At 72.3% G+C, this 22,048-nt stretch carries 18 protein-coding genes; 3 read left to right on the top strand and 15 right to left on the bottom strand.

The window, feature by feature from the left end; genetic code table 11:
* Positions 1-452 precede the first annotated feature (452 nt).
* From ACFYSC_RS22840 to ACFYSC_RS22815, 6 genes are all read right to left on the bottom strand, one after another.
* Positions 453-992 carry an ATP/GTP-binding protein gene (locus ACFYSC_RS22840; RefSeq protein WP_362930698.1) on the bottom strand — a complete coding sequence of 180 codons (540 nt, stop codon included), beginning with the start codon at positions 990-992 and terminating at the stop codon, positions 453-455.
* Positions 993-999: 7 nt separating this feature from the next.
* Entirely contained in the window at positions 1,000-1,281 is a 282-nt protein-coding gene (locus ACFYSC_RS22835; RefSeq protein WP_373287382.1) for a DUF742 domain-containing protein, read from the bottom strand.
* Positions 1,282-1,410: 129 nt separating this feature from the next.
* Positions 1,411-1,833, bottom strand: a complete 423-nt coding sequence (locus ACFYSC_RS22830) for a roadblock/LC7 domain-containing protein (protein WP_179819103.1) — start codon at positions 1,831-1,833, stop codon at positions 1,411-1,413.
* Positions 1,830-4,931, bottom strand: coding sequence for a nitrate- and nitrite sensing domain-containing protein (locus ACFYSC_RS22825; protein WP_389964977.1), 3,102 nt, complete (start codon positions 4,929-4,931; stop codon positions 1,830-1,832). Before ACFYSC_RS22825 ends, ACFYSC_RS22830 begins: the two co-directional genes overlap by 4 nt.
* Positions 4,932-5,053: 122 nt before the next feature.
* Positions 5,054-6,460, bottom strand: a complete 1,407-nt coding sequence (locus ACFYSC_RS22820; RefSeq protein WP_389964974.1) for an aminobutyraldehyde dehydrogenase — start codon at positions 6,458-6,460, stop codon at positions 5,054-5,056.
* 144 nt (positions 6,461-6,604) lie between these two features.
* Complete coding sequence (locus ACFYSC_RS22815) at positions 6,605-7,885, bottom strand: glycosyltransferase (protein ID WP_389964971.1); 1,281 nt, start codon at positions 7,883-7,885, stop codon at positions 6,605-6,607.
* Between the two features lie 127 nt (positions 7,886-8,012).
* Between ACFYSC_RS22815 and ACFYSC_RS22810 the strand changes: the two genes are divergently transcribed.
* The gene (locus ACFYSC_RS22810) at positions 8,013-8,621 is read left to right on the top strand and encodes a TetR/AcrR family transcriptional regulator (RefSeq protein ID WP_389964968.1); all 609 of its coding nucleotides are present in this window, start codon (positions 8,013-8,015) and stop codon (positions 8,619-8,621) included.
* Here ACFYSC_RS22810 and ACFYSC_RS22805 read toward each other — a convergent pair.
* From ACFYSC_RS22805 to ACFYSC_RS22790, 4 genes are read right to left on the bottom strand one after another with little or no spacing between them, the layout of a single operon-like run.
* A complete protein-coding gene (locus ACFYSC_RS22805; protein ID WP_389964965.1) occupies positions 8,615-9,778 on the bottom strand; it encodes an ABC transporter ATP-binding protein in 1,164 nt (387 codons plus the stop codon). The two genes, ACFYSC_RS22810 and ACFYSC_RS22805, sit on opposite strands and share 7 nt — an antisense overlap.
* Positions 9,778-10,551, bottom strand: a complete 774-nt coding sequence (locus tag ACFYSC_RS22800) for an ABC transporter permease (protein ID WP_389964962.1) — start codon at positions 10,549-10,551, stop codon at positions 9,778-9,780. The genes ACFYSC_RS22805 and ACFYSC_RS22800 overlap by 1 nt, the downstream gene beginning before the upstream one ends.
* Positions 10,544-11,368, bottom strand: coding sequence for an ABC transporter permease (locus ACFYSC_RS22795; RefSeq protein ID WP_389964959.1), 825 nt, complete (start codon positions 11,366-11,368; stop codon positions 10,544-10,546). Before ACFYSC_RS22795 ends, ACFYSC_RS22800 begins: the two co-directional genes overlap by 8 nt.
* Before the next feature lie 53 nt (positions 11,369-11,421).
* Entirely contained in the window at positions 11,422-12,555 is a 1,134-nt protein-coding gene (locus ACFYSC_RS22790) for a spermidine/putrescine ABC transporter substrate-binding protein (RefSeq protein ID WP_389964956.1), read from the bottom strand.
* A gap of 343 nt (positions 12,556-12,898) precedes the next feature.
* Between ACFYSC_RS22790 and ACFYSC_RS22785 the strand changes: the two genes are divergently transcribed.
* The gene (locus tag ACFYSC_RS22785; RefSeq protein WP_389964953.1) at positions 12,899-13,849 is read left to right on the top strand and encodes a hypothetical protein; all 951 of its coding nucleotides are present in this window, start codon (positions 12,899-12,901) and stop codon (positions 13,847-13,849) included.
* A gap of 159 nt (positions 13,850-14,008) precedes the next feature.
* A complete protein-coding gene (locus ACFYSC_RS22780) occupies positions 14,009-14,962 on the top strand; it encodes an SIS domain-containing protein (protein WP_389964950.1) in 954 nt (317 codons plus the stop codon).
* Positions 14,963-15,112: 150 nt separating this feature from the next.
* Here ACFYSC_RS22780 and ACFYSC_RS22775 read toward each other — a convergent pair whose 3' ends face one another.
* The 5 genes from ACFYSC_RS22775 to ACFYSC_RS22755 form a co-directional block, all read right to left on the bottom strand.
* A complete protein-coding gene (locus ACFYSC_RS22775; protein WP_389965199.1) occupies positions 15,113-15,670 on the bottom strand; it encodes an ATP/GTP-binding protein in 558 nt (185 codons plus the stop codon).
* Positions 15,671-15,680: 10 nt separating this feature from the next.
* Positions 15,681-16,043 carry a DUF742 domain-containing protein gene (locus ACFYSC_RS22770; protein WP_362930670.1) on the bottom strand — a complete coding sequence of 121 codons (363 nt, stop codon included), beginning with the start codon at positions 16,041-16,043 and terminating at the stop codon, positions 15,681-15,683.
* A gap of 27 nt (positions 16,044-16,070) precedes the next feature.
* Complete coding sequence (locus ACFYSC_RS22765) at positions 16,071-16,493, bottom strand: roadblock/LC7 domain-containing protein (protein ID WP_386149223.1); 423 nt, start codon at positions 16,491-16,493, stop codon at positions 16,071-16,073.
* Positions 16,490-19,486, bottom strand: coding sequence for a nitrate- and nitrite sensing domain-containing protein (locus ACFYSC_RS22760; protein WP_389964946.1), 2,997 nt, complete (start codon positions 19,484-19,486; stop codon positions 16,490-16,492). Before ACFYSC_RS22760 ends, ACFYSC_RS22765 begins: the two co-directional genes overlap by 4 nt.
* Positions 19,487-19,616: 130 nt before the next feature.
* Positions 19,617-22,046 (bottom strand): [protein-PII] uridylyltransferase, encoded by a 2,430-nt coding sequence (locus tag ACFYSC_RS22755; protein WP_389964943.1) that lies wholly within the window; start codon positions 22,044-22,046, stop codon positions 19,617-19,619.
* Positions 22,047-22,048: the final 2 nt, after the last annotated feature.

Genomic DNA, 22,048 nt, shown 5'->3' with positions numbered 1-22,048 from the left:
CACTTCCCGAAAAGGCCGTCGAGAGAGGCGGGGCGAGGCGGATTCCACCGGACGGCAGGAGAATCGACCCCCGGAAACCGGCGGGCGCGGCCCGCCGGAACGGCTCCGGCGGGCGGAACGGAAATCTGAAAGGGGGCGCCGAAAGCCAGAGACATTTTGAAGAATGATTCAACATCCGCGACCGGAGCCCTCTCTCCGATGTCCGGGGACCACGTCGGGGCTCTCTCCGGGCAGAGGGATCCTCCTGACGGAGGATTCAGCCTTGCGATCGAACCCTCTCACCGAGAGCCCGGCTCCCTCGTCGAGGATCCGGCTCCGGCGGAGAAGCCGTTCGAAGGAACCGGCGCGGACCCCGCTCCACGGGGTCACGACAAGGGCCCCGTCCCCGCCGCGGAGCCGTACGGCCCGGCGGCGGGGACGGGGCCCTTGCCCCGTTGTCAGCCCCTCGGTGTTCAGACCCTCAGTGTGAGGACGTGCTCCACCAGGGTGATCAGGGTCGTCTTCACCGCGTCCCGTGACCGGGCGTCGGTCCGGACGACGGGGATGTGCGGGGAGATCGTCAGGGCCTCCCGCACCTCCTCCTCGGCGTGGATGTGCGAGCCGTTGAAGCCGTTGAGGGCGACGACGAAGGGAAGCCCGGCCTCCTCGAAGTAGTCGATCGCCGGGAAGCTGTCGGCCAGCCTCCGGGTGTCGACCAGCACGATCGCGCCGATGGCGCCCTTGACGAGGTCGTCCCACATGAACCAGAACCGGTGCTGACCCGGCGTACCGAACAGGTACAGGATCAGGTCACGGTCCAGCGAGACCCGGCCGAAGTCCATGGCCACCGTGGTGGTCCGCTTGGTCGGGATGTGCGAGAGGTCGTCGACCTCCGCGCTGGCCTCCGTCATCACCGCTTCCGTGGTCAGCGGCATGATCTCGGAGACCGCGCCGACGAAGGTCGTCTTGCCGACGCCGAATCCTCCGGCCACGACGATCTTCGTTGACGTCATTCCGGCGTCAGAGCCTGCGAAGCCCACTGAGCACCCTTTCAAGCAAGTTGAGATCCGGCTTTCCGGCATCCAGCGACGGCTGGTGGATCTGCACCAGGCCCTCGGCCGCCATGTCCGCGATCAGGACTCGGGTGACGCCCAGCGGCATGCGCAGCAGAGCCGACAGCTCCGCGACCGAGCGCACCTGCTGGGACAACGAGATGATCGCCTGATACTCCGTGGAGAGCGTAGCCGAATCCACGCTCACGAATGTCGCCGAGGAGACCAGTGCCTCGAGCGCGAGCTGCATCCGGGGCGCGGTTCTCCCACCGGTCACAGCGTACGGGCGGATCAGCCGGTTCCGCCCGCTCTTGGCCTGGGGCGGGGCGGGAGAATCGTCTCCCTGGCCGCGCCAACCTGGTGCGTCCATATCACCTCCCTATCGCTGGGCCGACTGGAGCTCGGCCCGCAGCGCGGGCGTGAGCGCCTGTCCGGCACGCTCAGCCAGCAACGTCATCTGGTAGGCCACCAGGCCCATGTCGCAGTCCGGCGAGGCCAGTACGGCCAGCGCGGACCCGTCGCTGATCGACATCGTCAGCAGGAGGCCCCGCTGCATCTCGATCACGGTCTGGACGACCGGGCCGCCCTCGAAGACCCGGGAGGCTCCCTGCGTCAGGCTGATGAGGCCGGCGGTGATCGCGGCGAGCTGGTCGGCGCGGTCCTTGGGGAATCCCTGGGAGTAGGCCAGCGGGAGGCCGTCCGCCGAGACGATCACGGCGTGGGCGACCCCGGGCATCTCCTTGACGAACTCGGTGATCAGCCAATTGAAGCCCCGAGCGGCCTGACTGAGTTGGTGGTTCACTGCTTCTCTCTTTCGGCGGCGTTCAGCCGCTCGTTCATCTCAGCACGGCCCTGGCGGATGCCCTGCTGGAAACTGGAAAGTCGGCTGCGCACCCGCTCCGCGGAGAGCGGAGGGATGGGCGGAGGCGAAGCCTGGGCGGGAGTGGCGGATCCGGGGACGAGGTTGGCCTTCGGCACCCGCTTGGGCAGGCCCGAGCCGGTGACCCCGCCCAGCGACGGCTCCTTCGCCGCCTTGGCCGCGGCCCAGCCCTCGTCCGCGGGGCTGCTCCACGGCGCTCTCTCGACCGGCCTGGGCTGCCGGACGGGCAGCGGCTCCTCCACGGAGGGTTCCGGCCGACGATCCGCCGCCGCCTCCGGCTCCGGCTCCGGGCGGGCGTCGCCGAGGTCGGGCGGGGCCGCCTGCTCGACGGAGGCACTGCTGCGGAACCAGTCGGACCCCACCGCCGCGAAGATCGGCAGGAACTCCTCCGGCTCCGGCTCCGTGGCCGACACCTCGACCGCGGGCAGAGACGGGCTGCTCTGCGCGGGCTCCCTGCGCGGCGGGGTCCAGGGGTCGGCGGGCGGCATCTCCGGCCAGGACGGCGAGGGCGCCGAGGGACCCGCGGGCGTTCCGGACGGCTGCCCGGTCCCGGGCCGTCCCGGCCCGCCCCGGCCGGGCCCGGAGGTCTCCCCGGGCGCCGGGTCGGGCCGCGCCGACGGGAAGGCCGGCGGTACGGACGTCAGCGGCGACGACCACAGGTCCTCCACCGCGGAGGCCGGGACCACGGGCGACGACCACAGATCGGCCGTCGGGGAGGCCGCGGGCGGCTGCGCGACGGCCGGCGGCCGCTCCGGGGTGGAGGGCCGCTCGGGCGCGGCGGGCCTGCGGGGGGAGTCTCCCCAGCCGGACCCGAAGGGGTCGGGGCCGTCGTCCCCGGGCGAGCCGAAGACCGAGGAGGAACGGTCGAACGAGCCGCCGGCGGGCGCGCCGCCGAACGGGTCCGCGGCTGCGGGCGCGCCGCCGAACGGACCGGCGTTGGACCTGCCGCCGAACGAGTCCGTGGCTGCGGGCGTGCCGCCGAACGAGGCTCCGCCGAAGGCGTCGGAGAAGGACGAGCCGGCGAACGACGACTGGGAGGCGCCCGGACCGGTCAGGGCCAGCTCCGGCGAGCCCTGGGCCACCACCTGCGGGGGCAGCATGACGACGGCGCTCAGGCCGCCGCTCTCCGGGCTGCGGAGCTGGACGCGGATGCCGTGGCGCATGGCCAGGCGGCCGACCACGAACAGGCCCATCCGGCGGGACACCGACAGGTCCACGGCGGGGGGCTCGGCCAGCCTGCGGTTGGCCTCGCCGAGTTCCTCGTCGCTCATGCCGATGCCGGCGTCGGTGACCGCCAGGATGACGGCGCCCGTCTCGTTGACGTTGCCGCCCACCGTGATCTTGGTGTCCTGCGGCGAGAAGAAGATGGCGTTCTCGACCAGCTCGGCGATCAGGTGGACGATGTCGTTGACGGCCGAGCCGATGATCGAGATGCCGCCCTCGACCCGCAGCGCCACACGCTCGTAGTTCTCGACCTCCGAGAGGGAGGCGCGGACCACGTCGCTCAGCGGGACCGGCTCGCTCCACCGGCGGCTCTGCTCCTGACCCGCGAGGACCAGCAGGTTCTCGGAGTTGCGGCGCATGCGGGTGGCCAGGTGGTCGAGCTTGAAGAGGTTGGCGAGCCGGCCCTCGTCCTGCTCGCCCTGCTCCAGGTCGTCGATGAGGTCGATCTGCCGCTCCACGAGCGACTGGGTGCGCCGGGAGAGGTTGACGAACATCGAGTTGACGTTGCTCCGCAGCCGGGCCTCGTCGCCCGCCAGCCGGATCGCCTCGCGGTGGACCTCGTCGAACGCCCGTGCCACTTCCCCGATCTCGTCGCGGGAGACCACCCCGATGGAGGGCACCTCGACGTCCGGGGCGTGGTCGCCGGACTCGCGCAGCGTGCGGACCGTCTCGGGCAGCCGGGTGTCGGCCACCTCCAGCGCCTCGGACCGCAGCCTGCGCAGCGGCCGCACCAGCGTGCCGGCCACCCAGGCGGTGATCAGCAGGATCAGGACCAGCAGGACGGCGATCGCGGCGCCGAAGATGATGGCGCTGCGCCGCTCGGCGGCCTCCAGCTCCTGGCTTCGGGCGACGACGGCCGTGGACATTCCGCGCTCGACCGTGCGCATGCCGTCCACCAGCGCCGAGGAGGTGTCGAACCAGTCGTTGATGCGCAGCGTCCGCGGCAGACCGCGGTTCTCCCGCATCCGGGACATGACCAGGGCGCGCGAGGCGTCGGCCCGGGCGGCCTTGACGGTGTCGGTGGCGTTGTCGAAGCGCTTGATGTCGGTGGGCGAGGCGGCCGCGCGGAAGGCGGCCACCTGGTTCAGCTGGTCCTGCCAGGCGCCCAGGAACTGCGCCGGGTCGTCGAAGTCGAAGCGTCCCTCGATGCGGCCGACGAGCAGGATGCCGCGCAGCCGGGACGACTGCTCCCTGGCCTGGGTCAGCGCGCCCAGCGCGAGCGCGTCACCGATCAGGCGCTCGTCGCCGCCGCTCCGGCCGAGGTCGTCGTAGAGGGTGGTCAGGTCGTCGATCATGTCCGAGTACATGTCGAGGGCCGCTCGCGGCAGGACGCCGCCCTCGGTGAGCGGCTTGCGCAGGCCGGGGAGGCCGCGCAGCCAGTTGCGCATCCGCGTCGTCTCGGCGCGGACGCGGGCCGGCTGGTCGGGGCTGAGGGCGTCGATCGCGGCGAGCACGTCGGCGCGGGTACGGTCGACCTCCTCGCGCTGCTCCCGGACCTTGGCGAGCCTGCGGCTGTTGCGGCGGTCGGCGATGTACCAGGAGGTGAGGTCGCGCTCCTCGGCCAGCTCGTAGGACAGGGTGCCGAGCTTGTCGACGAGCGCGGCGACCTCGGTCATCCTGCGGTACGTGTTCGCGCCGGACAGCGAACCGGAGAGCTGGAGCCCGCCCAGCAGCACGGCGGCGGCCGTGGGAAGCATGATCAGAGCGACCAGTCGCGGGCGTACTCGCCAGTTCGACGGCAGCAGTCTGCTCCCGGCGTTCGGCGCGCGGCGGCTCCGGCGGTCTTTTGTCTTCACTGGCCTACGTAACCCCTCGCCGGATTCGGATGCGGCGCAGACAATTTGAACACATCCTTTATTTCACTTCGAATGGCGTAAATATCGTCAAACCGCCATAAAAAGGACATAACACCAGGCTGTCATGCGGGCCGGAAAGAGGCCCTGGCCTCGGGGTCCTGATGCTTGATCATAAGGTGGCGGGTGACCGAATACTCCTGAACGGCCTCCTGGCTCATGTCCTTGCCGAAGCCGCTCTGCTTGACCCCGCCGTGCGGCGCCTCCGAGGCGATCGGCAGGTGGTCGTTGACCCACGTCACGCCCACGTCGAGCCGGTGCGACACGCGCAGCGCCCGGGCCACGTCCCGTGACCAGACCGACGAGGCCAGGCCGTAGGGGGTGTCGTTGGCCAGGCGGACCGCCTCGTCCTCGCCGTCGAAGGGCAGAACCACCAGCACCGGACCGAAAAGCTCGCCCCGCACGATCTCGCTGTCCTGGCGGGCGCCGGCGACGAGCGTCGGCGGGTAGTAGGAGCCGGGACCGTCGAGGGGCGCGCCGCCGCAGAGCACCGAGGCGCCCTCGGCGACCGCCCGCTCGACGAACCCGTGGACCCGGTCCCGGTGCCCCGCGGAGACCAGCGGGCCGATGTCGGTGGCGTCGTCCCAGGGGTCGCCCACCGTGACCCGCGTGAGCGTCGCGCGGAGCGCCTCGACGGCCTCGCCGTACACCTCGCGGGAGACGTAGACGCGGGTCGCGGCCGTGCAGTCCTGCCCGCTGTTGTAGGTGGCGCCCATGGCCACCCCGCGCGCCATCTCGGTCAGGTCGGCGTCGCCGAAGACCAGCGCCGGGGCCTTGCCGCCGAGCTCCAGGTGGACCCGCTTGAGCGAGCCGGCCGCCCCGCGCATGACGGCGCGGCCGGTCTCGGTGGAGCCGGTGACGCTCACCATGTCCACGCCCGGGTCGCCGACCAGCGCCCCGCCCACCTCGGCGTCGCCGAGGACGACCTGGAGCAGTCCCTCGGGCGCTCCGGCCCGGGCGAACAGCTCGGCCAGCCGCAGTGTGGTGCCCGGCGTCTGCGGCGCGGGCTTGATGACCACGCCGTTGCCCGCGGCCAGGGCGGGGCCGATCTTCCACACCGCCATCACGAGGGGGAAGTTCCACGGGGAGATCGACGCGACCACGCCGACCGGGCGGCGGACCATCACCGAGGTGTAGCCGGAGCTGAACACCCCCGCCCCGGTGCCGTCCAGGGAGCGGGCCGCGCCGGCGAAGAAACGGAGGTTGTCGGCCGCGAACGGCAGTTCGCCGTCGCGGAACACCGCCGCGGGCTTGCCGGTCTCGGCGACCTCCAGCCGGGTGAGCTCCTCGGCGTCGGCCTCGACGAGGTCGGCCAGGCGCAGCAGCACCTTCGCCCGCTCCGCCGGGGTGGCCTCGCCCCACTCCGCGAACGCGGCCCGCGCCCGCCGTACGGCGGCGGCCACCTCCGCGACGGGGGTGTCGGCGACCTCCCGCAGGAGCCCGCCGGTCGCCGGGTTGATCAACTTGCCCATGGTCGTTCCCTCGTGGTGGTGGGCGGGGTTCCTCGTCCGCCCCGGCCGGGCCTCTCGCGGCGGAGGGGCCGGGCCGGGGCGGACGGCGGCGTCCCGCCCGGTGGAGATCCCGCGGGGACCGGGAGGAACCCGCGGGGGCGGACGTCAGGCTCCGGGGGCTCCGGCCCGCTCGATCAGGTCGGCGGCCCTGCGCAGGCCGTCGCGGCGGCGGATCTCCTCGCCGGCCGCGGCCAGCCGCTCGCGCAGCGCGGTGTCGCCGAGCAGCCGCTCCAGCGCGCCGGTCAGCTCGGCGTCGGTGAAGGTGTAGGTGCCGAGCCGCACGCCGTAGCCGAGCTCGTGGACGCGCTGCGCGTTGTCGTACTGGTCCCAGAACAGGGGCAGCAGGATCATCGGCTTGCCGAAGTGCAGCGCCTCGGTGGTGGTGTTGTTGCCGCCGTGGGTGATGACCAGGTCCACCATCGGCAGGATCGTGGTCTGCGGGAGGGTCTCGGCGCCCCACATGTTGTCGGCGAGCTTGATCTCCTCGTGCAGCGGGCCCTTGGAGACGATGAAGCGGTGCGGGGTGGTGGCCAGCACGTCGATGACGCGCTGCATCAGCGCGACGTCGGCCGAGCCGAGCGAGCCCAGCGAGAAGTAGACCAGCGCGCCGTCCCGGGACGCCAGCGGCTCGGGCAGCTCGAACTCGGCGTCGGTCTCGCGGACCGAGGAGTCCAGGCGGTGCCAGCGCTCGTCCAGCGGCCGGGCGTCGGTGTAGTCGGCGATCTCCGGATAGAGGTAGAGGTTCAGGTCGCCCTCGTGGATGAAGTCCAGGTCGGGCAGCGGCTCGGTGCCCTGCGCGACGCACCACTCGTTGAAGGCGCTCCACAGCTCACGGTGGGTGCGGTCGTACTCGGCGCGGAAGGCGTCCCACTCCGAGCGGTCGTCGGCGGGCAGTCCGGAGAAGACCGGCGGGACGTTCTCGCCGCGGACCTCCAGCGGGTTGCACGAGACGATGCGGACGAACGGCTTTCCCGCGGTCAGCAGCGCCGGGAAAGTGATCACATTGTCCTCGACGATCACATCCGGCCTGACCCGCCCGATGATTTCCCTCAGCTGCGGCTCGCAGTACTTCACACCGTCGATCAGCGCTTCCCAGATCGGCTTGGTCACCGTCTCCAGCTGCTCGGCGGTCGTCTTGCGGTATTCCGGCGCGGTGTCGCGGATGAAATCCTTCCAGAACTGCCCGGCGTCCTGCTCCTCTTCGGACGGAGGCGCGAGGTCGACCAGGTCCTCCTCGAATCCGAGCGCTTCCAATTTGCCCTTCCAGGAGGCCTCAGCTGCGAAGACGACCCGGTGACCGCGCTTGCGGAGAATGTCACCGATGCCGATGCAGTTGTTCGTCGGCCCGTAAGCGCTCTCCGGCATGAACAGGATCGTGAGCGACATCACGCCTCCGTATGTTGTGGTGTTCTGGGCTTTGAAGAGTGGTTCAATTCTGTGTCTGGCTAAATCGCCGGAAAGGGGCCACCATGGACCCCGGGGTCACGGATTTCTTTTCAACGAGCGGGGTATCATGACGCGCAAGAACCGGGCGGACAGGCGGCTCGATCTCATAGCGGCCGCGCACCGGGCGATAATCCGGCACGGCACCGACGGAGTCCACCTCAACCACGTCGCCGAGGAGGCCGGGCTGACCTCCGGGGCGGTGCTCTACCACTACCCCCAGCTCGGGGACCTGCTGGTCGACGCCCACCACGCGGGGATGGAGCGCTTCTACGAGCAGAGGCTGAAGCGGATCGCGGGCATGCGCGACCCCGTCGAGAAGCTCGTCGTCACCATCCGCTCCGGTCTGCCGCACGGGCCGGACGACCCCGACGTGCGGCTCCTCAACGAGCTGGGCGGGGCGGCGCCGCGCAACCGGATGTACGCCCTGCTGCTCACCACGCTCTACGACCGCCAGGTCTCGCTGTACCAGAGCGTCCTGGAGACCGGGGCCGCCCTGGGGGCCTTCACTCTGGCCGACGACTCCCTGGTCGTCGCGCGCAACCTCGTCGCGCTCGAGGACGCGTACGGTTACCGCATAACGGCCCGCCACCCGGTGATCGGCCCGGAGGAGGCGGCGGAGCTCATCCTGGCCTACGCCCGGACCGCGACGGACAACCCGCTCAAGACGTCTCACTGAGGCACCAGCACCCCGTCGTCCGCCGTCCAGCGGAGGGCCACCGCCGATCCGGTCCGGACCCTGGTGGCCCCCTGGACGGCCACCAGGACCGGCGCCGGGCGTCCCGGCACGACGACGGAGACGTGCGAGACGCCGCCGTAGAAGCTGACGTCGGCCACCTTCCCCCGCAGCACGCCCCGCTCCCCCACCGGCTCCGCCGCCGCCTCCGCCGGGGACTCCGGGGACTCCGGGGACTGCTCCGTGAGCTCCGCCGGGGCCTCCTCCACGGGTTCCGGGGACGTCTCCCCCGAGCCCGCCGGCTCCTCCGGCACGCCGAAGTCCGCCAGGCGGATCCGCTCCGGCCGTACGGCCAGCAGCGCGGAGGCCCCCTCGGGCAGGTCCCCCGCACCCGGCAGGACGCCCAGCGGCCCGCCGTCCAGGCCTCCCGCGCGGACCTCGCCCTCGAAGAGGTTGGCGGCTCCCACGAACCCGGCGACGAACGGCGTGCGGGGCCGCTCGTACAGCGCCACCGGCTCGTCCACCTGCTCGACGCGGCCCGCGTTGAAGACCGCGATCCGGTCGGCCAGCGACATGGCCTCCTCCTGGTCGTGGGTGACCACGACGAAGGTGATGCCGACCTCGTGCTGGAGCCGCTTCAGCTCCAGCTGCATCTCCGCGCGGACCTTCTTGTCCAGCGCGGACAGCGGCTCGTCGAGCAGCAGCATCCGGGGCCGCTTCACGATCGCGCGGGCCAGCGCGACCCGCTGCCGCTGGCCGCCGGACAGCTGCTGCGGCCGGCGTCCGGCCATCTCGGCCAGGCCGACCTTCGCGAGGACCTCCTCGACGCGCTCGCGGACCTCGGCCCGGGGCAGCCGCTCCCGCTCCAGGCCGTAGGCGACGTTCTTCGCCACGGTCATGTGCGGGAACAGCGCGTACGACTGGAACATCAGGTTGACCGGGCGGCGGTGCGCGGGCAGCGCGAGCAGGTCGGAGCCGTCGAGGGTGACGGCTCCGGAGTCGGGGGTCTCGAATCCGGCGAGGATCCGCAGCAGCGTGGTCTTGCCGCAGCCGCTGGGGCCGAGCAGCGCGAAGAACTCCCCCTGCCGGATGTCCAGGGAGACCTCCGACAGCGCCGTGATCTCGCCGAACCGGCGGCTGACACCTGTGATCTGCAGCATTACGACAGGGACTCCGTCAGTCGGGTCATCCGCTGGGCCACGATCACCACGGTGAAGCTCACCGCCAGCAGCAGGGTCGCCAGCGCGTTGATCTCCGGGGTGACCCCGAAGCGGACCATTGAGTAGATGACGATGGGCAGGGTCGGCGCGGTCGGCGCCGCGGTGAAGAACGCGATGACGAACTCGTCGACCGACAGTGTGAACGCCAGCAGCGCGCCCGCGGCCACGCCGGGCGCGAGCTGCGGCAGCGTGACGCGGAAGAACGTGGCGAACGGCGTGGCGCCGAGGTCCCGGGAGGCCTCCTCCAGGGAGGTGTCGGCGTGGCTGAGCCGGGTGCGGACCACCGCGGTGACGAACGCCATGCCGAACACGGTGTGGGCCAGCAGCACCGAGTGCAGCCCGAGCGTCATCTTGACCGCGGCGTAGAACACCAGCAGGCCGATGGCCAGCACCAGGTCGGGCAGCACGGCGGGCAGCACGCCCAGCGCGTCCAGCACCCGCGACCTGGTGTGGCGGGCCAGGCCCACCGCGAGCAGGGTGCCGAGGACGGTGGACAGCGCCGTGGACCCCGCGGCCACGATCAGCGTGTTGACCAGGCCGTCGCGGATGGTCGCGTCGCCGGCGAGCTCGCCGTACCACTTCAGGCTGAAACCGGCGAAGACGTAGGGCGACTTCCCGGCGTTGAACGACATGGCGACGAGCACCACGATCGGGGTGTAGAGGAAGACGTAGGTCGCCCAGAAGGGGACGTACAGCAGGCGCGGTCTACGCACGGCGGGAACTCCATGCCTGCAGCAGCAGCAGGACGATCAGTACGGCGAGCAGCGCCAGCGAGAGCGTGGCGCCGAACGGCCAGTCGCGCGCGTTGAGGAACTGGTCGCGGATCAGGTTGCCGACCATGATCGAGCGTCCGCCGCCGAGCAGCTCGGGGATGACGAAGTTGCCGAAGCTCGGCACGAAGACGAACAGGCAGCCGCTGAGCACGCCCGGCAGGGTCAGCGGCAGCGTCACCGACACGAACGTGCGGGCCGGCCGGGCGCCGAGGTTGGCCGACGCCTCGCGGAGCTGCGGGTCGAGCCGTTCGATCGCGGCGTACAGCGGGAGCACCATCAGCGGCAGGTAGGAGTAGACCAGGCCGGTGACGATGGTGCCCTCGTTGTACAGCAGTTCCAGCGGCTTTTCGACCAGGCCGAGTTTCGTCAGCGCGGAGTTGACCAGGCCGGGACCGCTCAGCAGGATGATCCAGGCGTAGATGCGGACCAGGAAGTTGGTCCAGAAGGGAAGCACGATCGCCACCAGCGCGATCGTCTTCCATCTCCGCGGCAGCTGCGCGATCAGGTAGGCCGTGGGGTAGCCGACGAGCAGCGCGATCAGCGTGGCGAGCGCGGCCAGCCGCAGTGAGCCGACGACCACGTCGAGGTAGAGCGGGTCGAGGAGCCGGGTGAAGTTCTCCCCCGTGACCTCGTGGACGACTCCGCCGAACCGTCCCCGGCGGAACAGCGTGTAGCTCAGCACCAGCGCCAGCGGCACCAGCAGGAAGACGACCAGGTAGGCCAGGCCGGGGCCGAGGAAGGTCAGCCGTCCGATCACACGCGACCGGTGCGGCCGCGGACCCGCGGCCGCACCGGAGACGGTGGAAGATGTCACTTCGCTGCCTTGACCTCGGTCTGGAGGCGGCTGAACTTGGTCGAGTCCTCGCCCAGGTCGACGATCGACTCACCCTGCAGGAGCTGGGAGGGGGTCATCTGCAGCGGGGTGTTGTCGGCCTTGAGCTTGGCGTCCACCCGGTCCATGGCGGCCTTGTTCGGGACCTTGTACAGGATGTTCTCCGCGGCCCAGCCGTGGATCTCCGGGTCGAGGATGTAGTTGATCAGCGCGTGGGCGGCCTCCTTGTTCTTGGAGGACTTCAGGATCACCATGGTGTCCACCCACAGGTCGCTGCCCTCCTTGGGCACCACGAACTTGATGTTCTTCTCGGTGGTGGGGCACCAGCCGTCCCACGCCTCGACCATCACGGCCTCGCCCGACTTGAGCTTGTCGCCGAAGGTGACGTCGTCGTAGCCGAGCAGGTGGGGCTTGGCCTCCAGCAGCTTCTCCTTGACCTTGGCCAGCTCCTCGTCGCTGCGGGTGTTGACCGAGTAGCCGAGCGCCTTGATGGCGGGCAGGGCCAGCCAGCGCTCGGTGGTCATCATCGTGACCTTCTTCTCGGCGTCCGGGGCCGGGCTGAGGATGTCGTTCCAGCTCGCCGGCGGGGTCTTCACCAGGTCGGTGCGGTAGCAGATGCCGGTGGTGCCCCAGGTGTAGGGGACGGAGAAGACGTTGCCCTTGTCGTAGGCCAGTTCCTTGGCCTCGGGGTAGAGGTTGGCGAGGTTGGGGATGAGCTCGGGGTGGAGCGGCTCCAGCAGCCCGGCCTCGTTGAGCGCCTGGGCGTACTGGCCGGAGACGAACGCCACGTCGATGCCGCTGTCGGCGCCCGAGGTCAGCTTGGCCATGGCGGTCTCGTTGGTGTCGTGCGGCGTCACCTTGAGGTCGAACTTGAGCTTCTCCTTGACCTTCTCGGGAAGCTCCTTGGGCGTGTAGCCCTCCCATACGGTGAGGGTGACGCTCTGCTTCGTCAGGTCGGCGTTCGGGTCGAGCTGCGCGGCCGCGGCGGTGGGGCCGCCGGCGTCCGCGGCGGTGGTCTCACCGGAACCTCCGCCGCAGGCGGAGACGGCGAGGGCCAGGCCTGTGACCAGCGCGGCAGCGGAGAGGGAACGGGGGGACCGAGCACGGAACACGGCCGCTACTCCTTCGGAATTCAGGTTAAGGGGGGTAGACCGGCCGTAACGGACACGGCAGACCAAAGCAGGAGTGTTGCAGGCAAGAATATCTTGAGCAAGACTTTGCCCGACAACGTCCCAGGGAAGTTTGATCAGTTTGTTAAATCCACGTTCAATCTGGGAGCGGCTCGGAGCTCCGCCGCGTGCCGGTGATGGGCGCAGCGGTGAACTCATCAAGGCTCTGACCAGCGAAATTCCTTCGCCGTTCGCCGTGAGACAGTTCCGGCCGCTTCCCGGGACGGATGTCGGAAGCTTTTCATCGCTTATTCAGTCGACACCTGTTTCCGCCGGGTGCCCGCCGGTGGAGCGGGGCTTCGACGCCGACCAGACGAATCACTCGGTGATCGTCGGCGAGAGCGTGGTCGTGAAGTGGCTCACACCCCCCGCCCCGCTTCCCCAGCCGGCACCCGAGATGTTCGCCCATCTGACCGAGGTCGGTTTCACCGCCACCGCCACGCCGTACGCGGCGGTGACCCGGCGCGAAAACGGAGACGGGGGTGACGGCGAGGTGCTCCTCGCCCTGGTCACCGCCTACCTCCCCGACGCCTCGGACGGCTGGGAGTGGTGCGTGGACGAGGCCGCGGGCGGCGGGACGGCCTTCGCCGCCGAACTGGGGACGCTGGCGGCCGACCTGCACGCGGCCCTGGCCACCCCCTCGTCCGCCGTCCCCGGCCCGGTACGGCACGCCCCGATCAGTCCCGAGCCGCACGGGCGGGCACTGGCGGCGCTGGAGGAGGCGCTCGCGCTGACCGGCGGCGAGGACGGCGACTGGCTCGCCGCCCGCGCCGGCGCACTGCGCACCGGGCTCGCTCCGCTGGCCGGCGCGGGCCCCACCCCGCTGATCCGTATCCACGGCGACCTGCACGTCGGCCAGATCCTGCGTTGGCGCGGCGGCTACGCGGTGATCGACTTCGACGGGAACCCCACGGTCACCGGAGCGGACCCCTTCCAGCCGGCCGCCCGCGACCTCGCCCAGCTGACCGCCAGCGTCGACCACGTCGCCCAGGTCGCGATCAGGCGCCGTGGGGCCGACCCGTCCGCGGCCGGCGCCTGGGCGACGGCGGCCCGCACCGCGCTGGAGACGGCCTACCGCGCCCGCCTCGCCGAGCACGGCCGGCCGGACCTGCTGGACGACTTCCTGCTGCGGCCCTTCGAGATCGAGCAGGAGTGCCGGGAGCTCGTCTACGCCGCCCGGCACCTGCCGCGCTGGCGCTACGCGCCGATGGGGGTCCTGCGGTCCTGGTACGGCTGAGCCGCCGCGCCCCTGAGAGATCCCCGCGAAACCCGCGGAGCCCGGGAAGCCCGCGGAGCGGAGCCCGGGAAGCCGCGCACCCGGACTCCGCCCCCGCCGTCCCCACCGCCGAAGTCACCCCGGACCCCGGGGAACACCCGCCGAAGGAGAGAAGAGAACGTGAACCCCGAGCTGTACCTCGCCGACCTGGAGGCCAAGCCGGCCGCGCTGACCGGGCTGGCGGACGCCCTGGAGGCAGGCGACCCGTTCGGCGCCCTGCCGCCCGCCGTACGGCGGGTCCTCCTCCTCGGCATGGGCAGCTCCCGCTACGCCGCCGGGGTCGCCGCGGCGCGCCTGCGGGCGGCGGGGATCGACGCGGTCGCCGAGTACGCCTCCGCCGCCGCCTCCTACCCGCCGGACCCCGGCACGCTCGTCGTGGCGATCTCCGCGACCGGCGGCAGCCGGGAGACCCTCGACGCGGTCGCCCGCCACCGGGGCCGGTCGTTCGTCCTGGCGATGACCAACCGGGAGGGCTCGCCCGTCACCGAGGGCGCCGACCTGACGGTCCCGATGTCCGCCGGCGAGGAGCGCGGCGGGGTGTCCTGCCGTACCTTCCAGCACACGATCGCGCTGCTGCTGGCCCTGCACGGCCGCCTGACCGGCTCGGGACCCGACGTGCCCGCCCTGCTGCGCCGCTCCGCCGAGGCCGCCGCCGACCTGCTGGAGCGGCGCGGCGAGTGGCTGGAGCGGGCCGCGGAGCTGCTCGACGGCCCGCACGGTGTGTACACGATCGCCCCCGCCGAGCGGCTGTCGTCGGCGGAGCAGTCGGCGCTGATGTTCCGCGAGGGCCCGCGCCGCGCGGCCGACGCCTGCGAGACCGGCGACTGGGCCCACGTGGACGTCTACCTGACCAAGACCCTCGACTACCGCGCGATCCTCTTCCCCGGGTCCGCCTACGACGAGCAGGCCATGGACTGGATCCGGCAGCGGGGCTCCACCGTGCTCACCGTCGGCGGAGAGCTGTCCGGGGCCCGGGACTCCGTCCGCTACCGCCACGACGACGACCCCGGCGTCGCCCTGCTCACCGAGACGCTGGTGGCCGAACTGGTCGCCGCCCGGTGGTGGATCGGCTGAGGACCGCCCCCCGCCGGCACCGCACCGCGGGACGCCGGCCGCCCGGGGCGGTCCCGCGGGCCGTACGGAGGCCGGGCCACACGGCGCCGGCCCGGCCCCGACGCCTTGATCGGCCCCGGCGACGGGCCGGTCAGGCGCGGCGGGAACCGGTCAGGCGGGCATGCCGTGGCCCGTGCGGACCCGCAGGACGTGCTCGACCAGCGTGATGAGCGTGCTCTTGACGGAGTCGCGCGAGCGCGCGTCGGTGGTCACCACCGGGACGTACGGCGCCAGCGCCAGCGCCTCGCGCACCTGGTCCTGGGAGTGCATGAACTGCCCGTCCCAGCCGTTGATGGCGACCACGAAGGGCAGTCCCGCCTCCTCGAAGTAGTCGATCGCGGGGAACCCGTCGGCCAGCCTGCGGGTGTCGACCAGGACCACCGCGCCGAGGGCGCCGCGCACCAGGTCGTCCCACATGAACCAGAACCGGTGCTGACCCGGCGTGCCGAACAGGTACAGGATCAGGTCCTGGTCCAGCGAGACCCGGCCGAAGTCCATGGCCACCGTGGTCGTCGTCTTGTTGGGCGTCAGTCCCAGGTCGTCGATGCCGGCGCTGGCGTCGGTCATCACCGCCTCGGTGGTCAGCGGGAGGATCTCCGAGACCGACCCCACGAACGTGGTCTTCCCGACGCCGAACCCGCCGGCGACGACGATCTTCGTCGAGGTCAGGCCGCCGGGGTTAGAGCCTGCGAAGTCCACTGAGCACCCTTTCGAGCATGTCGAGATCCGGCTGCCCCTTGTCCAGCTGCGGCTGGTGCAGGCGGACGAGGCCCTCGTCCGCCATGTCCGCGACGATCACCCGGGCCACGCCCAGGGGGACCCGCAGCAGGGCGGAGATCTCGGCGACCGACCGGAAGGACCGGCACAATCTGATGATGGCGTCCTGCTCGGGGGTGAGCAGGACGAGTTCCTCGTCCGTGACGAACGAGGACGAGACCAGCGTCTCCAGCGCCAGGTGGTAACGGGGCTCGGCGCGGCCGCCGGTCATCGCGTACGGACGGAACAGGGGCTCCTCGTCCCCGATCCCGTCGTTACCGATCATGGACCTCTCCCGTGACGCGCGCGCTCATCAACGCCCCCGGGTGGACTGCAGCTCGGCCCGCAGGGCGGGGGTGAGCACCTGGCCGGCCCGGTCGACGAGCAGGGTCATCTGGTAGGCCACCAGACCCATGTCGCACTCGGCGGAGGCCAGTACCGCCAGGCAGGAGCCGTCGCTGATCGCCATGACCAGCAGCAGTCCGCGCTCCATCTCGACCACCGTCTGGGTGACGGACCCGCCGTCGAAGACGCGGGACGCGCCCACGGTGAGACTGAGCAACCCGGCCGCCACCGCGGAGAGCTGGTCCGCGCGGTCGTCGGGGAACCCTTCGGAGCTGGCGAGCCGCAGTCCGTCGGCCGAGACGCACACCGCGTGCGCGACGCCGGGGGTGCCGCGGACGAACTCGGTGATCAGCCAGTCGAACCTGCGTGCCTCATGGCTCAGGGTCGTCACGAGCGCTCCTCCTTATCCGCCGTGTTCCCGGCGGTGTCCTCGTACAGTTCGGCGCGACCGCGCCGGATCCCCTGCTGGAAGCTCGACAGACGGTTGCGGACCCGCTCGGCCGAGACCGGCGCCATCGGAGCGGCCGGCGCGGGCGTGCTCGTCGCGGCGCCCGGCACCAGGTTGGCCTTGGGCGTCCGCTTGGGCAGGCCGGCCGCGGTCAGCCCGCCGAGAGCAGGCTCGCTCGCGGCCCTGGCCGCCTGCCATCCGGCGTCGGCGGGACTGTGCCAGCCCCCGCCCGCGGTGACCGGCTCGGCGAGGGCCGGCTCGGCGGCGACCGGCTCGGCGGCGGGCATTCCGGCCGGGGGCGTGGGCCCCGCGGCCAGGGGGTCGTACGGCGCGGGCCGGTCGGCCGGGGAGGCCCCGGCGGCCGGGTGCGGCTCCGAGGCGTCCGGCCGGCGGAACCAGGCGGACTCGACGGAGGCGAAGATCGGCAGGTATTCCTCCTGCTCGGGTTCGAGCGGGGAGACCTCCACTGCCGGCATCGGGGTGTTCACCGGCTCCTCGTAGGACGCCTGCCCCCAGGAGGCGGGCGGCTGATCCCAGGAGGGGAGCGGCTGCTCGAAGGAAGGGGGCGACTGGTCGAAGGAGGCAGGCGGCCGGTCGAAGGAGGGAGGCGGCTGCTCCCAGGCGGACGCCTGCTCCCAGGACGCTTCGCCCGCCTGCGGCTGGGCGGCCGCCCGGGGCTGTCGCCGCGGCAGCGGGGACTCGCCGTTCGGTCCCGCCGCCGGGCTCGGCGCCGGGGCGGGCCGCCCGGCCATCGGCCGGTCGAAGGAGGACTGGCCGAAGGACGACTGACCGAACGACGGCTGCCCGAAGGACGGCTGCGACACCGGCGACTGGCCGAACGACGGCTGCCCGAAGGACGACTGTCCGAACGACGGCTGGGACGCCGGCGACTGGCCGAACGACGGCTGGTCGAAGGGGGACTGCCGCCCGGCCTGCGACTCGCCGCCCCACGAGGGGGTCTGACCCGGCTGGACCTGCTGGACGATGAGCTCCGGCGGGAAGAGCACCATGGCGATCAGGCCGCCGCCCTCCTGCGGCCGGAGCTGGACGCGGATGCCGTGCCGCAGGGCCAGCCGGCCGACCACGAACAGGCCCATCCGCCGCGACACCGAGACGTCCACGACGGGCGGATCGGCCAGGCGGCGGTTCGTCTCGACCAGTTCCTCGGTGGTCATGCCGATGCCGGAGTCGCTGACCGCGAGCAGCGCGGCGCCGCCCTCGACCATGCTGCTGGAGACCACGACCTGGCTGGCCCGGGGGGAGAACTGGATGGCGTTCTCCACCAGCTCGGCGACCAGGTGGACGATGTCGTTGGCGGCGATCCCGGCCACCGAGATCGTCCGGTGCACCTTGACCTGCACCCGCTCGTAGTCCTCGACCTCCGACAGGGAGGCGCGTACGACATCGACGAGCTTGGCGGGCTGGCTGCGCCGGCGGGTCGGCTCGTGGCCCGCGAGGACCAGGAGGTTCTCGGAGTTGCGGCGCATGCGGGTGGCCAGGTGGTCGAGCTTGAACAGGTCGCCCAGGCGCCCGCCGTCCTCCTCGCCCTTCTCCAGACCGTCGATCAGCGAGATCTGCCGTTCCACGAGGGTCTGGGTGCGGCGCGAGAGGTTGACGAACATCGCGCTGATGTTGGAGCGCAGCTCCGACTCCTCCGCGGCCAGCCGTACGGCCTGGCGGTGGACCTCGTCGAAGGCCTTGGCGACCTCTCCGATCTCGTCCTTGGAGTCGACGGGGATGGGGTCGACCTCGGGGACCCGGCTGTCGCCGGAGACCCGCAGGTTGCGCACCACCTCGGGCAGCCGGTGCCCGGCGACGTCCAGTGCCTCGGCCCGCAGGCGGCGCAGCGGCTGGACCATCGACCGGGCGATGAGGACGGTGAGACCGATGACCAGCGCCAGCAGGAGCAGGATGAGCGCGGAAGTGATGATCGCGTTGCGCTGCTCGGTCTCCTCCAGGTCGCGGGCGCGGGTGACCACGTCCGCAGCGACCTTGGACTCGACCTTGGCGATCTTGTCGATGGTCACGGCGTTGTCGGAGAACCACTGCTTGACGTCGGCGAAGTCGGTCAGCAGCCGGCCCTGGTGGCGGGGGTCGCTGGCCAGCACGATCGCCCTGGCCTTGGTCAGCTCGGCCCGGTACACCCGCTCGTCGATCAGGGCGTTGGACAGGAGCTGGGCGTTGGCCGGGGTCGCCTCGACGGTGAAGTCGGCCACGTAGTCCTGCATGCGCGAGCGGGAGGCGATGAACTTCTCCAGCTCCTGGGCGTTGATCAGCCAGGGCGCGTAGTAGCCGGACAGCAGGCGGGCGCGCTGCCTGGAGACCTCCTCCTTGGCGTAGGACAGCGCGCTGAGCGCGCGCGTGTTGCCCACGATCTCCGGGTCGTCGCTGACCGCCGTGAGCTCCTCGTGGAGCTGCAGCAGCGGGGCGACCATGGTGCTGTACCGTTCCACACGGATCGTCCCGGAGAGCCGGCGCAGCTCTTTCAGCCCGGACAGCTGGTAGCGCACGTCCCTGGCGGCGTCCGTCGCCCGCCGGCCGTAGGAGTCGTCGATGGCGCCCAGGTCGGCCAGGACCTTGGTGACCTTGCCGTCCACGGTCTCCATCTGCGCCTCGGCGCTCGACTTCAGCCCCTTGTTGCCCGGCTGGAACGACGCCCAGGCGACCCGGTCGCGCTCCAGGCCGAGGGCCTGCGCGAGGTCGCGGATCCGGTTGCCGTACTCGGCGGCCGAAGCCGCCCGCTGGTAGCCGGCCACACTCTCGACGGAGGCGTACACCCGGGTTCCGGCGAGTAGGACGCCCACCACGGTGGGCACCAGGATCAGGGCCGTGAGGCGGGATCGCACGCGCCAGTTGCGCAGGCTGAACCTGCCACCGGCCCGCTTGCCGCGATCGCGCGCCGGATGACGGCCGCTGTCGGTTGTCGCCGTCGTCACGCTCTCGACACCTCTCACCTAACCGACGTACGTGGCCACAATGAGACCACAAGGTCACGGGACGCAATCGGCATAGCCGACAAACCGGCCTTAATCGTTACGAAGGTGACAAAGGAACGATTGGCTACGGTTACCGCAGAGCGGCGAGCACCTGGTCCCGCACCTGTACTCGCTGAACCGCGTCGGTCAGCGGACGTCCGGCCCTGTCGACGACGTAGAAAACGTCCACCGCCTCCGCGCCGAGAGTCTCCACACGCGCGGCGCGTACGTCAAGACCACAGTCTCCGAAAGCCCTGCCGATTCGCCACAATAGTCCGGGTCTATCGTGCGCACGCACTTCGATCACCGTGGCCGTGGCGGACGCGTCGTCCAGCAGCGCGACCCGGGGCGGAGCCACCGGCACCCGGGACGGGCGCATCGATCTGGCCCTCCTGGCCAGGCGTTCCTCGATGTCGAGCCGCCCCGCCAGCACCAGCCGCAGATCGGCCTCCAGGGTCGCGGGGTCCGGCGGCGAGCCGTACTCGGGCACGACCGCGAACTCGATGACGGCCGTGCCGCCCGCCGAGGCGGCGGAGGCGGCGCGCACCACCATCCGGTGGGCGGCGAGCACCCCGGCCGCCCGCCACAGCAGCCCGGCGCGGTCGGGGGCCACCACGGTGACCGCTCCCCCGCCGACCCGCACGGCGCAGCCGTCGTGCCGGGCCAGGGACGCCCGCTCCGCGGACAGCGTGGGCGCCGGGGGCGGCTGCGCGCCGGCCAGCACCGAGCGCGTCCGGCGCACGAGGTCGGCCACCAGCGACGCCTTCCAGGCGTTCCAGGCGGCCGGGCCGGTGGCGGCGCCGTCGGCCACGGCGAGCGCGGCCAGCAGTTCCAGGACCTCCCGCGAGCCGACCGCCCCGGCCACCCGGGAGATCGTCACCGGGTCGTCCAGGTCGCGGCGGGTCGCGGTCTCCGGCAGCAGCAGATGGTGCCGGACCACCCGCTCCAGGACGGCGACGTCGGCGGGCGGCAGCCCGATGCGGGTCCCGATGTCGCGGGCCACCACCGCGCCGGTGGAGGAGTGGTCGCCGGGCCAGCCCTTGCCGACATCGTGCAGGAGCGCGGCGATGAGCAGCAGGTCGGGGCGGGAGACGTCCCGGGTGTGCGCGGCCGCCGCGGCCGCGGTCTCGATGAGGTGCCGGTCCACGGTGTAGCGGTGCACCGGGTTGCGCTGCGGACGGTGCCGTACCCGCTCCCAGTCCGGCAGGAGCCGGACCAGCACCCCCGCCTGGTCCAGCTCCTCCCAGACCGGCACCGCCGCGCGTCCCGCGCCGAGCAGCGCCACCAGCGCGTCACGCGCCGCGGGCGGCCACGGGACCGGCATCGGCGGCGACTGGGCCGCCAGCGCGGTGACCGCGGCGGGGGCCAGCGGCAACCCGGCCTGCGCCGCCGCGGCGGCGGCGCGGAGCACGAGCACGGGGTCGGTGCGGGGGCTCACCCCGCGGGCGAGCGCCACCTCGCCGCCGTGCTCGACGACGCCGTCGGCCAGCGGACGGCGGCCCCGCGGCGCGGGACCGGTGAGCAGCCGGTCGGCGGCGCGCCAGGTGGCGTCGAGGGCGTGCGCCACCGTACGGCCCGCCTCGGCCAGCCGGCGCATCAGCGCCTCGGCGTCGAGCAGGCCCAGCGTCCCGGCCACCGCGTCCTGCTCCTGGAGCACCAGCCGGTCGGCCCCGCGGGCGGTGACCAGGTGCAGGGCGTGCCGCACGTCGAGCAGCAGCTCGTAGGCCTCGCGGGAGCGGGGCCCCGGGGCCGGGGCCACCCAGGCCGCGGCCACGGCCTGCATCGCCTGCACGTCGCGGAGACCGCCGCGGGCGTCCTTCAGATCGGGCTCCAGGAGGAACGCCAGCTCCCCGTACGCCTCCGCCCGCCCCTCGGACGCCTCCCGCAGCTCGCCCAGCCGCCGCCTGGCGTCGGCCCGCCAGTCGGCGAGCACCGCCTCGCGCGCCGCCCGGGTCAGCTCCGGGTCCCCGGCCACGTGCCGGGCCTGGATGAGGCCCAGCACGGCCTTGAGGTCGTCCCGGGCCACGGCGGCGGCCTCCTCCACCGTGCGCACCGAGTGGTCCAGGCCCACCCCCGCGTCCCAGACCGGGTACCAGAGGCGGTCCGCGACCCGCGCCACGTCCTGTCTGCCGTCGTGCAGCAGGACCAGGTCCAGGTCACTGCCCGGGGCGAGTTCCCCGCGCCCCAGGCTGCCCACCGCGACCAGCGCTACGCCCTCGGGGATCCCGCCGCCCGGCGCCCCGCGCGAGGGGCCGCGCCGGGCGCCGCGCGTGACACCGTTGAAAGCGCCGTGCGGGGAACCGTTCGAAGCCCTGTGCGCGACCCCCCGCGAAGCGTCCTGGACCTCGTACGGCGTGCTCCTTCCGGACATCCCGTACGGGCCGCCGTCCCCGCCGGTGTTCCCGGCGGCGGCGCCGTACGGTGTGCCGCAGGCCGCCCGGAGCAGGTCCGCGAGCCAGCGGTCGATGTCCGCCGCCCGGTCCCTGCGGACCGCGGCGTAGGAGCGGGCGTCACCCCTCACGG

Source organism: Streptosporangium sp. NPDC004379 (assembly GCF_042873875.1).
Lineage (GTDB): Bacteria > Actinomycetota > Actinomycetes > Streptosporangiales > Streptosporangiaceae > Streptosporangium.
Note: the sequence above shows the minus strand (reverse complement) of the source record. Positions and strands in the feature narration are given on the sequence as shown.

Bases quoted from the DNA above. Each gene is read 5' to 3' on its own strand.
- ACFYSC_RS22820 (WP_389964974.1), bottom strand. From the start codon at position 6,460: ATGGGCAAGTTGATCAACCCGGCGACCGGCGGGCTCCTGCGGGAGGTC.
- ACFYSC_RS22835 (WP_373287382.1), bottom strand. From the start codon at position 1,281: ATGCAGCTCGCGCTCGAGGCACTGGTCTCCTCGGCGACATTCGTGAGC.
- ACFYSC_RS22810 (WP_389964968.1), top strand. From the start codon at position 8,013: ATGACGCGCAAGAACCGGGCGGACAGGCGGCTCGATCTCATAGCGGCC.
- ACFYSC_RS22805 (WP_389964965.1), bottom strand. From the start codon at position 9,778: ATGCTGCAGATCACAGGTGTCAGCCGCCGGTTCGGCGAGATCACGGCG.
- ACFYSC_RS22770 (WP_362930670.1), bottom strand. From the start codon at position 16,043: ATGATCGGTAACGACGGGATCGGGGACGAGGAGCCCCTGTTCCGTCCG.
- ACFYSC_RS22815 (WP_389964971.1), bottom strand. From the start codon at position 7,885: ATGTCGCTCACGATCCTGTTCATGCCGGAGAGCGCTTACGGGCCGACG.
- ACFYSC_RS22840 (WP_362930698.1), bottom strand. From the start codon at position 992: ATGACGTCAACGAAGATCGTCGTGGCCGGAGGATTCGGCGTCGGCAAG.